Origin of the sequence: Hymenobacter sp. (assembly GCF_036388155.1) — a bacterium.
Lineage (GTDB): Bacteria > Bacteroidota > Bacteroidia > Cytophagales > Hymenobacteraceae > Hymenobacter.
In genome coordinates this window covers 40823-54403 of record NZ_DASVSI010000066.1, presented here as the reverse complement: position 1 = coordinate 54403, position 13581 = coordinate 40823, and the positions used below count along the sequence as shown (strand labels likewise).

The 13581-nt window shown below is 62.2% G+C and carries 10 protein-coding genes; 5 read left to right on the top strand and 5 right to left on the bottom strand.

What is annotated here, in order from left to right:
- Window positions 1-172 precede the first annotated feature (172 nt).
- The 5 genes from VF629_RS09525 to VF629_RS09505 form a co-directional block, all read right to left on the bottom strand.
- A complete protein-coding gene (locus VF629_RS09525; protein WP_331058243.1) occupies window positions 173-988 on the bottom strand; it encodes a mechanosensitive ion channel family protein in 816 nt (271 codons plus the stop codon).
- A gap of 344 nt (window positions 989-1332) precedes the next feature.
- Window positions 1333-3372, bottom strand: coding sequence for a peptidylprolyl isomerase (locus VF629_RS09520; RefSeq protein WP_331058242.1), 2040 nt, complete (start codon window positions 3370-3372; stop codon window positions 1333-1335).
- A gap of 392 nt (window positions 3373-3764) precedes the next feature.
- Window positions 3765-4874 carry an MJ1255/VC2487 family glycosyltransferase gene (locus VF629_RS09515; RefSeq protein WP_331058241.1) on the bottom strand — a complete coding sequence of 370 codons (1110 nt, stop codon included), beginning with the start codon at window positions 4872-4874 and terminating at the stop codon, window positions 3765-3767.
- Window positions 4875-5054: 180 nt separating this feature from the next.
- Complete coding sequence (locus tag VF629_RS09510) at window positions 5055-6632, bottom strand: T9SS type A sorting domain-containing protein (RefSeq protein ID WP_331058240.1); 1578 nt, start codon at window positions 6630-6632, stop codon at window positions 5055-5057.
- A gap of 178 nt (window positions 6633-6810) precedes the next feature.
- Window positions 6811-7305, bottom strand: a complete 495-nt coding sequence (locus tag VF629_RS09505; RefSeq protein WP_331058239.1) for a redoxin domain-containing protein — start codon at window positions 7303-7305, stop codon at window positions 6811-6813.
- 122 nt (window positions 7306-7427) lie between these two features.
- On the opposite strand from VF629_RS09505, the gene VF629_RS09500 reads away from it, so the two are divergent.
- The 5 genes from VF629_RS09500 to VF629_RS09480 all read left to right on the top strand — a co-directional run bounded on the left by VF629_RS09500 (window position 7428) and on the right by VF629_RS09480 (window position 13579).
- Window positions 7428-8363, top strand: a complete 936-nt coding sequence (locus VF629_RS09500) for a hypothetical protein (protein WP_331058238.1) — start codon at window positions 7428-7430, stop codon at window positions 8361-8363.
- A gap of 139 nt (window positions 8364-8502) precedes the next feature.
- The gene (locus tag VF629_RS09495) at window positions 8503-8979 is read left to right on the top strand and encodes a nucleoside deaminase (RefSeq protein WP_331058237.1); all 477 of its coding nucleotides are present in this window, start codon (window positions 8503-8505) and stop codon (window positions 8977-8979) included.
- A gap of 156 nt (window positions 8980-9135) precedes the next feature.
- Window positions 9136-10674, top strand: coding sequence for a 2Fe-2S iron-sulfur cluster-binding protein (locus VF629_RS09490; protein ID WP_331058236.1), 1539 nt, complete (start codon window positions 9136-9138; stop codon window positions 10672-10674).
- Between the two features lie 152 nt (window positions 10675-10826).
- Window positions 10827-11282, top strand: a complete 456-nt coding sequence (locus VF629_RS09485) for a DUF433 domain-containing protein (RefSeq protein ID WP_331058235.1) — start codon at window positions 10827-10829, stop codon at window positions 11280-11282.
- The gene (locus tag VF629_RS09480) at window positions 11279-13579 is read left to right on the top strand and encodes a xanthine dehydrogenase molybdopterin binding subunit (RefSeq protein ID WP_331058234.1); all 2301 of its coding nucleotides are present in this window, start codon (window positions 11279-11281) and stop codon (window positions 13577-13579) included. Before VF629_RS09485 ends, VF629_RS09480 begins: the two co-directional genes overlap by 4 nt.
- Window positions 13580-13581: the final 2 nt, after the last annotated feature.

The following is a 13581-nucleotide window of genomic DNA, read 5'->3' as shown; positions in this document are numbered from 1 at the left end:
GAATGAAAGCCCTTGAAATACTGAATTACCGCTGGTAAAGTTGAGCTAACGGACGCACTGTTTCAACCAAATTACCCGTCCGGAAGAGCTGCTCCCGGCGGGCATCGCCGGCAGTGCACCCGCGAGCCGCTACCAAGTTAGCAACGCCCTCTTTATGGTTGAGGTCGCGGGCCTAGCCCGGCAGGGTGCGCACGTAGCTGTGCGACACCGGCACGGGGCTGTTGACGCCCTGCTGGGCCAGCGCCCGCTGCAACTGCTCGATGAGGCGGGCCTGGGCCGGGCCGTTTTGGCCGGCTGGGGTGTAAGCCCGGAAAGCCACGGTCATGCCGCCGGGCTTGAGGGCGGTGATGGCCACTTGCGGGGCGGGCTCGCGCAGTACTTGCTCGTCGGCCTGCAGCAGGGGCAGCGCCCAGCTGCGCAGCTCGTCGAGGTTGGTGGCGTTGTCTACTTCGGCCAGAATTTCCACCAGGCCTTTGTTCTGGGCGGTTTTGTTCACGATGACGTTGTTCGACGTGGCCCCGTTGGGCAGAATGATGGTGTCGCCCTGGACGGTGACCAGAATGGTGTTGAAAATCTGGATTTCCCGCACCTCCCCCGACTTGCCTTGCGACTCAATGGTGTCGCCCACCACGTAAGGCTTGAACATGAGGATGAGGACCCCGCCGGCAAAGTTGGCCAGCGTGCCTTGCAGCGCCAGGCCCACCGCCAGGCCCGCCGCGCCCAGAATGGCCACAAACGACGTGGTTTCGAAGCCCACCATGCCAGCCACCGAAATGAGCAGCAGCACCTTGAGCACGATGTTGACCAGGCTGGTCAGGAACGAGGCCAGCGACACGTCGAGGCGCCGGGCAGCGGTGGCAACCAGCCGGCTGGCCCACCCAATCAGCCACCAGCCTATGACGAGGGCCACCCCGGCCATGAGCACCCGGGGCAGGTAAAGAAGCACCAGCGTTTGGAGCTGCTGCGCGTACGAGGTGACTTTGTCCATAATAATATTCAGAAGTAAGTAAGCAAGTAAGTAACTAAGAACTAGGGCGTGTGGACAGTAAACCAACAGCCCGTCATGCAGAGCGCAGCGAAGCATCTCGCGTGTGGCAGTAATTAATTAGTGGCGGCACGCGAGATGCTTCGCTGCGCTCTGCATGACGGGCTGTTTTAGTAGGAATCCTTAGTGTCCACACACCCTAGAAGAAGGTGCAAAAGAACGGTTATGCCGAGCGAAATCGAAGCATCTCTCTTGCTAGGGTAAATGATTACTACTGCGGGCGAGATGCTTCAGCTACGCGGACGCCAGATGAGCATGGCCGGTGAAATTTGCCAATCAATAGCTTATTACGGCAGCTTCACCATCTCCACGCCCAGAATCTGGTCGCCTATTTCGAGCTTGTGCACCACGTCCATGCCGCCCACTACCTGGGCAAAAATGGGGTAGCGGCCGTCGAGGTGCGGGGTGGGCGTGTGGGTAATGAAGAACTGGCAGCTTTCGGTGTCTTTGCCCGCCGACGCCAGGCCCACGCTGCCTTCCTCGTAGCGCAAGTCGCCGAACTCGGAACGGAGGTTGTAGGGCGCGCTGCCGTTGCCGTCGCCGCGGGGGTCGCCGCCCTGGGCCACAAAATTGGGCACCACCCGGTGGAAGTACAGGTTGTCGTAGAACTTCTGCCCCAGCAGCGTCACGAAGCTGGCCACCGCACCGGGCGCTTCGTTGGGCTTCAGCTCAAGCAGAATCACGCCTTTGGACGTGCGCAGGCGCACTTGCTGCCCCAGCGGCACGCGCTGCACCACGGCCCAGTCGATGGGGTGTTGCTGGGCCGTGGCCACCGGCGTGGGCACGGGGTTGGGGTTTTTGGTCAGCTTGTCCAACGCCTGCTGCAGGCCCTGCCACGCTTCGATTTCGCGCGGCAACTGGAGCTTGGCTTGGGCCTGGCGCATGGCCGCCAGGTCGGCGGGCTGGATTTCGGGGTAAAGCTTGGGGTCGGTGAGGGCTTCGGCCGCCAAGCTGAGCTGGCCCACGTCGCCACCAGCCAGGGCTTGGCGAATGGCAGCGGCAAAGTCGGCGTGGCGCGCGGCCGGGAAGTCAGCATTACGGCGCATGGCCAGCAAGGCCGTGAGGGCATAGCTGGCTACTACGGGCGCCTGGCCGGGGGCAAAAGCCTGGGTTTGCACAAAGTCGAAGGAAGCGGGGTCTTCGCCCAACGCCTGCAGCAGGAAGCCTTTTTCGTACACGGTGGCCGCGGCCGGGTAGCGCTTCTGAATGGTTTCGACCAGGCTGGGCCGGGCCGCCGGGCTGGCGTGCCGCACGGCCGCCTGCAACAGCGCCGCCCGCACCCGCGGCGAGGCCTGCTTGTTGCCATCAGCCAGGGCCGCCAGGGCCGGGCCGGACTCGCCTTTGGCGTGCGCCAGCAGCCACTCGGCCGCCGTGAGGGCTACCGGGGCGCGGTCGTGAGCCAGGGCATAGAACACGGCCGTGCGGCTGGCCCGGTACGTTTCGAGGCCGAAAGGCAGGGCGCGCACCGCAATGAGGCGTACCCGGTAGTCGCGGTCCTTGGTAGCCAGTCGAGTCAACACGGCAGCGGGAGAGGTTGGGGAGGATTTAACTGGCACGGCAGGAGCAGCCGTTGGCGCGGCTGGCACCAGGGCAGCCAACTTGCCCAGCGTAGCCGCGGCGGCCGACCGCACCGCGTACGACCGGTCTTTGGCTGCTATTTGCACCAAAGTGCTTTCCGCCAGTCGCGCCAAATCGGCGTCGAGCCCGCGGGTGCGCGACAGGCCCACCACGGCCGCCAAACGCCCTCGGGTGGGCAGTTTGGGCGAATTCAATACTGCCACCGTGCGGCGAATGCTCTCGGCCGAACCCAGGCCGCGCAAGGCGGCGCGGCTCAGGCCCCAGGCCAGGGCGGCTTGGCGGGCGGTGTCGTTTAGGGTTTCCACGCGCCAGAGTTCCGGCAGGCTGGTGCGGGTGACGGTGCGGCCCAGCGCCTCGTGCACGTAGCGGCGCACCTGGCCGTCGGTTTCCTTGAGCACGCGCACGCGCAGGCTGTCCACGGCGGTGCTGTCGCCGGTTTGGCCCAGGGCGTAGGCGGCGGCGCGGCGCACACTGGCGTCGGTGTCGCGCAGCAAGGGCAGCAGGGCCGGCACGGCCGTGGGGGCCTGCACCGAAGCCAGCGCCAAGGCGCCTTCTTTGCGGTAGATGGGGTTGGCGTGGCTGAGAAAGGGCAGCAGCGCCGCCGTGTTGCGCTCGTCCTGGGCCGTGCCAATTTGCCGAATCACGGCATCGTGGTACTTGTTGTCAACGTCGACGCTGGGGCGCGGGGTGCGAACACACGCCGCCAGCAACAATAGCACCGGCCAGAAACGAAGGGAGCGAAAAGGCATAAGAACTAATGAAAGGATAAACGGGCTGCGCGTTGGCAGTTGTTAGTTGTCGGTTGCTAGTTGCTAGTTGCTAGTTGTTGGTTGTCAGTTGCTAGAGCCAATCCGAAAATCCGTACGGTCCTGCTCATCTGGCGTCCGCGCAGCCGAAGCATCTCTACCATACCGTTTGTCATCCTGAGCAGAGCGAAGGACCTTATCACCATCGCGACAGCAACAATTCGGACAACGTGATAAGATGCTTCCTTCGTCAGCATGACACGGCGCGGGAGAGATGCTTCGGCTGCGCGGACGCCAGATGAGCAGGACGGGCTTTTTAACAGATTAATCTTGTTGGATAAGTCCTGACAACTGACAACCAACAACTAGCAACTAGCAACTAACAACCCAAAAGGCTACTCTCCGCCCCAGGAAGCTTCTTGCGGCTGCATTTCGCCGGTGAGGTGTTCTGCACCAATTTCCTTCAAGGCTTCGTCGAGGTGGGCAAACAGCACTTGGTTGCCGTTCTGCTGGTAGCCCGCCAGCGCCGTTTCGAAGCCCGCCAGCCCGTAGAGGAAGGCCCTTAGGTTGTCGGCCGTGATGGCGGCGAAATGCCGGCCGTAGCCCTTCTGCTCCACTTCGGCCGCGTTGAGCCACTGCTCAAACTGCGCGGGGATGGGAATGGCGCAAATGGGCTTGCGCAGATACACGGCCTCCGAAATCAGCGAGAAGCCGCCATTGGTGACTACGGCCCGGGCACTGGCCAGGTCGGCAATGAAACCGGCCTCGGAGAAGGCGCGCAGCTGCACGTTGCCATGGTCTTCCTCCTTATTGAAACCATAGACGCGGAATTCCTGGTCGGGCAACTGCTGCAGCAGCGCCACCAGGTTCTGTTGGGTGGTGGCCGACTGGTACACCAGCACGTGCTGGCCGGTGCTGGGCTTGGCCGCCAGGATTTCGGGCCGAATGATGGGCGGCACCAGCGTGGTGTCGTCCTTCTCAAGCGGCAAGTCGAAGAAGGTGGTGACGAAGTAGTGCCGGCTGTGCGGCAGCTTGGCCCGCACGATGCTTTTGGCCAGGTTGTAATTGCCCCGCTCCGACTTGGGCACGGTCACATCAAGTTTTGCGCGGCTGATTATCTGCATGTTGTCGATGCTGACAATGGGCAGGCGGCGCATTTTGGCGAATAAATAACTGAAGGATTCGAAGTCGGAAATAATTAATTCCGGCTCGAAATCGCATAGCAATTCACGGTATTTGGCGAAGTTGGTGCGCAGGTCCTCGGGGGCGGTACGCAGGGTGAGCACCGCCGTGCGGGCCTTGCTCACCGCCAAGCCTTTATAGGCCAAATGAAAGCCCCGGATTTCGTGCACCCGGCCCGGAAAAGCGGCCGCCAGCATGTGATACGCGCGGCTGCTGCTCACCACGCACACTTGGTGCCCTTGTTTGAGCAAATGCCCAATCACCACCTTGCTGCGGGTGGCGTGGCCCAGGCCCTCGCCGGGCACTCCGTATAGAATGTTCATACCCGCAAAGATGGGTAAGGCCGGGCATTGTAAGCGCAACCGAGGACATCTCGCCCCAATGATGGAAAAACGTTCTGCATAAGGTAAAACGAGTACCCCGAAATTTCATTTCGGCCCGATAGAACCTCAATCGTTCTCACGGGCCGAAATGAAATTTCGGGGTACTCGTTCTGGTTCTTGCTACTTCACCACCAGCTTTTCGCTGCGGCTGAAGCCTTCGGTTTCGAGGCGGACGAGGTAGAGGCCGGCGCTCAAGCTGCTAAGGGGCAGCGGCACCTGCTGCGGGCCCAGCGGAAAGGCTTTCTCGCGCACCACGGCGCGCACCAGGCGGCCGGCCTGGTCGAGGATGGACACGGTGACGGGGCCCGGGCGCTCCAGCTGAAACCTGACGGTGGAGCTGCCCGCGGCGGGGTTCGGAAACACGGCCATTTGCACGGTGCCGGGGGCGGTGGCGCGGCCGGGCGCGGTGCTCAGCACAATGCTCTCGTCGCCGGTTTGGTAGGGCAAGGCTTCGAAATAAGCCAGCAGCATTTCGGAGAGCGTGCTTTCGCCCCAGCGCATTTCCTGCGGCGGGCTGAAGGGGTTACGCGGGTTGTTGGCCGTGTTGTCGTAGGTAATGTCGGCCTGGAGGAGCGAGCCGGCCGGGATGCGCTGCGGGCTGGTGAAGCGGTAAGTGCCCTGCCAGCGGAAGTCCCAATTGTTAATTTTCACCAGCCGAATGGTGTCGCCGTTGGGCTTCACGGCCCAGATTTTCCAGCTTTTGTTCACGAAGTGCGCGTGCGGCAAAATGCTGAGTAGCGTCACGTCAATGGGCACCACGTACTGCGACCGAAACGTTTTGACCTGCCGGGCCGGAATGACGAACGGGCCGTTGGTGAGGGTGGCCGGGCCGATGGCGGGCACGGTTTGCACGTAGCGGCGCACCGGCTGGCGGGCAAAGAAAATGTTGATGGCCGACGAGTCGGTTTGGGTGGTGTAGCTGGGGCCGTAGTGAATCTGGACCAGGAGCGACGCGCGGCGGTACAGCTTTTTGCCCATGCCCGCGGGGTAAAAGCGGGCCTGCGTGCCCGAAACCCAGCCCGCCCAGTTGGGCTCAATGGGGTCGAAGCCGTAGCCGCCGAACTGGGTGTAGCCGTCGCCGGGGTCGGCCGCGTCGAGGGCCTGGCCGCGCTGCGTAGTGTCGAGCCCGATAATGGCGTGGTGCACAATGCGCTTGTTGCCGGCCCGAAACTCCACAGCGGCCACGTCCCGGTCGGCCGGAATGTTCACCGGCAGCACAAACACGCGGTACAAATCCTGGCCGTTGCCCAAGTGGGTGAAGGCCCGGGGCATGGGCACCACCAAGTCGGGCGTGCCCAGCTGCGAGCCGCTGGGGTAGGTGGGCACAGCCGGCGCCACCGCGGGGTTGCCCTGCGGCATGCCGCCATCCACCCAGTCCTTAATCTGCTGGATTAGGGTGGTGCTGAGCGTGTTTTCGTCGAGGTAGTGGCGGTAGCTGGGGTCGGGCTTCCACGGCGGCATGTAGCGCGAGCCAGTGACGAACTTGATGGTCTGGGCCTTGCTGGCTACCTCCTGGTACGTGGTGAGCGGAAACGGGCCCACCTCCCCGGCCCGGTGGCAGGGCGTGCAGTGCTGGTACACCAGCGGCGCAATGTGCTCGCTGAAGGTGAGGGCCGGGCCAGGAGTTTGCGCTTGGGCACGGTGAACCGCAAAAAATGGTAGAAGGAAGAGTAGAAAAAGGGAGAATAAATGCTTCATAAATAAAGAATGGGCCTTGATAAGAGCAAGCGTTACGTCATGCCGAGCGTAGCCGAGGAATCTCGCTTGCATCGTTGAACGATTAAGTTACTGCCACAAGCGAGATGCCTCGGCTGCGCTCGGCATGACTGTTTATTAGGGTTTTTAGAACGTGAATTTTAAGGCACTAACTTCAAATCTACTCAATAAAACAGCCCACGGGCTCGGTGCGCGGCACGGCCACGGGGCGGCCGGCCACCACCGCGGCCAGGGCGTCGGCTAGCTCGTGGCGGCGCGTCACGGGGCGGTGCTGGCCCAGGCCCGCGTAAGCGTCGTTGAGGCGGCCTTGGTAGAGGGCGGTGCGGCCATCGGCGGCCACGACCACCACTTCGGGCGTCACGCGGGCGTGCCATTGGCGCGTGAGCCGGTGGCCGGGGTCGGCCTGCAGGGCGAAGGGCACCCGGTAGGTTTTGGCGAACTCGGCGAGGGCGGCCGGCGTCGTTTCGGCTGCCGGAAACACTCCCACAAACCGCACGCCCTGGGCCGCGTACTGCGCGTGCAATTCGCGGAGCGGCAGCGTGGCCGCCTGGCTGATGGGGCAGGTATCGGCCAAAAAAACAATCACTGTGGCACGTGGCGCCGGGCCAGTCCGCAGGCCGCTCAAGAAGGTAAGTAGCAGTAGAAAAAGGGGCATGCGCGAAAATACGGTGCAGCCCAAGCGTTGAGCTACTTGCTGAGACAAGCCTTGGGGGCGGCAGGTTCCGACGATTTCGGCCCGATTTTCGTTTTCAGGCGCATTCCCCAACTTTTATCCTCATGAACGGTATTTTCTCGCTGCGTTTTTCACGGCGCCCGGCCGGCTTCCTGGCCGCGGCCACGCTCCTGCTCGCTACTTCCTGCTCGGCGCCGCGCGCCATCGTCGCCACGGGCAAAGTCACGCCCCAGGGCGAATTTCGGGTGGGCTACAACCAAGGGTTCAACGTGGCCTCGGCCCCGCTGAGCAAGGTGGGCGGCGCCCTGAAAGAAGCCGCCGACCAAGCCGCGAGCCAGGAAAAAGTGGATTACACCGAAACCACTACCCAGCTGCAAGCCGCCGCGCTGGCCTACGTGCTCGACCCCGTGCAGCCCACCGCCGACCTCAGCATCCGCTACGGCATCATCCCGCGCCTCGACGCGGGCTACAAGTACGCCTTCGGCTCCCACGTCTTCGACACGCAGTTTCAGCTGCTGGGCCCCACCGGCACGCCCGAAAACCCCGGCGCCGGCGCCACCACTGGCACTACTTACGCCAGCATCGGCCTGCAGTTTGCCACCCAGCGGGCCAAGCTGCCCAGCATTCCGTTCCTGGCCGACATCAACTCCGTGCTCAACTTCCGGGCCACGCGCAACGACCTGCTCGTGCCGCTCACGTTCAGCAATTCCTTTGGCCCCGAAGAAGAAATCGGGGCCATCAGCTACGGCCTGGTGTACGCCCACAGCTTTGTGAGCTACGGCTTTGCGCCCGACAAAATCTTCAACGGCTCGGTGAAAGTGCCGGAGCTGACGCTGCAGAAACGCAATTTTTCCTCGTTCGGCGGCTTCGTCAACCTCAAGCTCGGCTACCGCTATTTCTACGTCATCCCAGCCGTGTCGGTGTTCTACCAGAACTACGGCAACTACGCCCTGCTCAACGGCCAAAGCACCTCGCTGAGCGGCGTCACGGTGGTGCCGTCGCTGGGCTTCCAGCTGCGCATCCCCAACTTCACGAAGTAGTGGATTGGTGGGGTGGTGGATTGGTGGGCCGTGAATTGAAAACCGCCCTGTTGATGTGATGGTCAGTGGCGTTATTTGTTGCCCGCTTGCGCAAATAATTTCCCAAATCCACCACTCCACTACCCCTCCAACTCACCTCATGGAAGCTCCCAACCCCGAATTCATGCGCGAAGCCATTCGCCTGTCCATAGAGAAAATGCAGGCCGGGCACGGCGGCCCCTTCGGCGCGGTGGTGGTGAAGGACGGCAAAATCATTGCCCGCGGCTTCAACCAGGTCACCAGCACCCACGACCCCACCTGCCACGCCGAGGTCGACGCCATCCGCAAGGCCTGCAAGGAGCTGGGCACGTTCCAGCTCGACGGCTGCGACCTCTACACCAGCTGCGAGCCCTGCCCCATGTGCCTGGGCGCCATTTACTGGGCCCGCCCCGCTCGCGTGTTCTACGGCAACACCAAGGCCGATGCCGCCGCCATTGGCTTCGACGACCAGTTCATCTACGAAGAGTTGGACCGCCCCATGGACGGCCGCCGCCTGCCCATGACGCAACTGCTGCGCGAAGAAGCACTGGCCGGTTTTCAGGCCTGGGAACAAATGGAAGGCAAGACGGAGTATTAAATAGTTAGCCATAAATTCAGAACGTCATGTCGAGCGTAGCCGAGACATCTCGCGTGCTACCACTAACCATTGATTACTGCCCCGAGCGAGATGTCTCGGCTGCGCTCGACATGACTGTTTATTATTAACTGTTTATTATTAGTAGCGCCTGAATTCATGACAAACTTCTACCTCAACGACCAGCCGATTTGCACCGACGAGCCGCAGGCGAGCACCCTGCTCGATTTCGTGCGCTACCACGAGCACCTGAAGGGCACTAAAATCGGCTGCCGGGAGGGCGACTGCGGCGCCTGCACCGTGCTGGTGGGCGAGCTGGCGCCGGATGGGCAAACCGTGCATTACCAGAGCATGACCAGTTGCCTCACCCCGCTGGGCAACGCCCACGGCAAGCACGTTGTGACGGTAGAAGGCATCAACGCGGCAGCCGGGCAACTCACGCCCGTGCAACAGGCCATTGTGGAAGAGGGCGGCTCGCAGTGCGGCTTTTGCACCGTAGGCTTCGTGATGTCGCTGACGGGCCACAGCCTGAGCAACAAGCCCGCTACCGAGAAAAACACCCTTGCAGCCATCGACGGCAATATCTGCCGCTGCACGGGCTACAAGTCGCTGGAGCGCGCCGCAGCCACCCTCACCACTCGGTTGGCCGACCGCCCCACGCAAAACGCAGTGGCCTGGCTTAGCGAGCAGCAATACGTACCGGCCTACTTCCGGGAAATACCGGCCAAGCTGGCCCAGCTGCGCACCAAAACGGCCGCCGCAACGGAGGCAACGGACACCGCGGGTATTGGCGCTGGCACCGGCCAGCGCAACGGCACAATGCCCGTTTCCACCTCGCCCAGCGGACACGCCCAAAGCCAGAACGGTCATTCGCCCATTCACCCATTCACCCATCCACTGCTGGGCGGCGGCACCGACTTGCTGGTGCAACGCCTCGAAGAGCTGCGCGAGCAACCCGTGCGCCTGGTGTTCGACCAAACTGAGCGCCGGGGCATTCGCCAGGAAGCGGTTGGCCGCGTGGTGCTAGGCGCCGCCACCACGGCCAGCCACTTGCTCGAATCGGAACTGATGTGCGGCCTGCTGCCCCAGTTGCCGCTGTACCTGAAGCTGGTGTCGAGCACGCCCATTCGCAACATGGGCACCGTGGCCGGCAACTTCATCAACGGCTCGCCCATTGGTGATTTGACCATCATGTTCCTGGCGCTGGGCGCCTACATCACGCTGGCCGACCCAAGCGGAAACTTCCGGGAACTGGCCCTGCCGGACCTGTATTTAGAATACAAAAAGCTGGCAAAAACACCTGAGGAGCAAGTAACTGAAATCAGCTTCCCAACTCCACTGGCCGGCGACTTTTTCAACTTTGAAAAGGTATCGAAGCGCACGCACCTCGACATTGCCAGCGTGAACTCGGCGGCTTGGCTGCGGGTCGAGAATGGCCTTATTCAAGCGGCGCGGGTGTCGGCCGGCGGCGTAGGGCCAGTGCCGCTATACCTGGCGCGCACCAGCGAGTTTCTGGTGGGCCGCGAGCTGACGGCGGAAACCGTAGCCGCCGCCAATGAAGTGATGCAAATGGAAATCAGCCCAATTTCGGACGTACGTGGCACGGCCGACTACAAGCGGCTGCTGCTACGCCAGTTGCTGCTGGCGCATTTCCTGCGGTTTGCGCCGGAACGCCTGGTTATAAACGATTTAATTTAAAATAGAGCATCCCGTTCGCGTTCACCTCACCCCCGGCCCCTCTCCAAAAGAGAGGGGAGCCTGACGACTTCGTTGTGGGCATAACCGGTGCCCCCTCTCTTTTGGAGAGGGGGTCAGGGGGTGAGGTGAACGCGGAGGGCGATACTCAAACAATGACTTCTCCTTTCCCCGAAATAGTTTGCACGGAAGACACGCTATGGGGTTCGCCCAGAGTCGATGGCCGACGGCTGGCAGTGGGGGATGTGGTCAGCATTGTTCATGATTCACTGCACCATGCACTTGACAGTCACGAACTAACGCTGTCGCAGATTAAACAGGCGCTGAGCTACTGTTCAATGCTGCAATGTCAGGCTGATAACCCGCTTGTGTTCTGCCATAATTGTTCGTTGCGAAGCAAGCAGGAAGGCCCGCTTGACACCTCAGATTTAGAAGAAGTTATTAGCGGAGATTCCGTTTTTGTAAAGGGCGAGAACTTCATGTTTTTCGGGTCGATGGAGGATTTGCTAGAAGATTATTGTGGTTATGACTGGTGGATAATCGCCACGGATTTATTGATTGATTTGAGAAACGAATTACCCGACGAGCCAACCCTGCAGCCAACCCCATGAACCACCTCGACCCTCAGCGCCACGTGCGCGGCGAATCGCAGTATCTCGACGATGTGCCCGTGCAGCAAGGCACGCTGTACGCGGCCGTGTTTGAGAGCCCGTTGGCTCATGGCAAGCTGCTGAGTATTGATTTCAGCGCGGCGCGAGCGGCGCCGGGCGTGGTGCGCATCCTCACGGCCGAGGACATTCCGGGCGAAAACCAAATTGGCGGAATTGTGCCCGATGAGCCGCTGCTGGCCCAGGGCCACGTGCATTTTCGGGGGCAGCCGGTGGCGCTGGTGCTGGCGCGGCACGAGCACCAGGCCCACGCTGCGCTTAAGCTAATTAAAGCTCATATCGAGCCATTATCCATCATTACCGACCCGCGCGTGGCCGCCGCGCAGGGCGAGCTCATCGTGCCGCCGCGCACCTTCAAACTTGGCGATTCGGAAGCGGCCTGGGCGACTTGCGCGCACGTGTTTGAGGGCGTGGCCGAGAGCGGCGGGCAGGAGCATTTGTACATCGAAACGCAGGGCGCTTATGCCTTCCCCACGGAGATGGGCGGCGTGCGCATCATTTCCTCCACGCAGGGGCCTACAGCCGTGCAGCGCCACACGGCACACGTGCTCGGCCTGGGCATGCACCAAGTAGAAGTGGACGTAACACGCTTGGGAGGTGGTTTTGGGGGCAAAGAAGACCAGGCCACGCCCTGGGGCGCACTGGCCGCGTTGGGCGCCTTCTGCACCAAAAAACCGGTGAAGCTGGTGCTCGACCGCATGGCCGATATGCGCATGACCGGCAAGCGACACCCCTACTCGTCGGACTTCAAAATCGGCTTCGATGAGAACCTGAAAATCGTGGCCTACGAGGTGGTGTTTTATCAAAATGCCGGCGCCGCGGCCGACCTCTCGCCGGCCGTGATGGAGCGCACGCTGTTCCACGCCACCAACTCGTATTTTGTGCCCAACGTGACGGCCACCGCCTACAGCTGTCGCACCAACCTGCCGCCCAACACGGCCTTCCGGGGCTTTGGCGGGCCACAGGGCATGTTCGTGATTGAGTCGGCCATTGCCAAAACGGCCGAGGAACTGGGCATGCCCGCTTGCGAGATTCAGCGGCGGAATTTGCTGCGCGAAGGCGACGTATTTTCCTACCGCCAGCCCGCCGAAATGTGCCACGCCGAGCAGGCCTGGGACACGGCCGCGCAGCACTACGACCTGGCCGGCCTGCGCGCCGAGGTAGAGCAGTTCAACCGGCAGCACAAGTTGCTGAAAAAAGGCTTTGCGGTGATGCCCATCTGCTTCGGCATCTCGTTCACCAAAACGCCCATGAACCAGGCGCGCGCGCTGGTGCACATCTACTCCGATGGCTCGGTGGGCGTGAGCACCGGCGCCGTGGAAATGGGCCAGGGCGTGAACACCAAAATTGCCCATGTGGCGGCCCGCACCCTGGGCATTTCCGTGAATCGCGTGAAGGTGGAAAGCACCAACACCACCCGCGTGGCCAACACCTCCCCCAGCGCCGCCAGCGCCACCGCCGACCTCAACGGCAAAGCCACCGAAATGGCCTGCGCCGCCCTGCGCGAGCGCCTGCTGCGCCACGCCGAAGTAGAGTACACGCTGAATTACGAGGGCATCGAAATCAAAAACGAAGAGGTGCTGGCCGCCGGCATTCCCACCGAAACCACCTGGGAGAAACTGGTGTCGTCAGCCTTTTGGAAGCGGGTGTGCCTGACCGAAAACGCGCATTACGCCACGCCCGACCTGCATTTCGACGCCACCACCAACCAGGGCCACCCCTTCGCCTACCACGTGTATGGCACGGCCCTGACCACCGTCACCGTCGACTGCCTGCGCGGCACCTACACCGTAGACGCCCTGCGCATTGCCCACGACTTCGGCCAGAGCTTCAACGAAGTCATCGACCGCGGCCAGATTGAGGGCGGTGCCGTGCAGGGCATCGGCTGGATGACGATGGAGGAAGTGGCCTACAACGACGAAGGCCGCTTGCTCAGCAACTCCCTGAACAGCTACAAAATTCCGGACATCTACGCCGCGCCCAAGGTGCTCGACGTGCATTTTCTCGACACCCCCGGCCACCCCAAAGCCATCTTGCGGTCCAAGGCCGTGGGCGAGCCGCCGCTGATGTACGGCATCGGCACCTATTTCGCCCTGCGCGACGCGGTGCGGGCCTTCCGGCCCCACTCGCCCCTGCCCTTCTCGGCCCCAATGACGCCGGAAAAGGTGCTGGTGAGCCTGTACCCGGAGTTTTCGGCAGCTTCCGCTTCTTTCAATTTATCCAAAGTATTACTTTCATAATA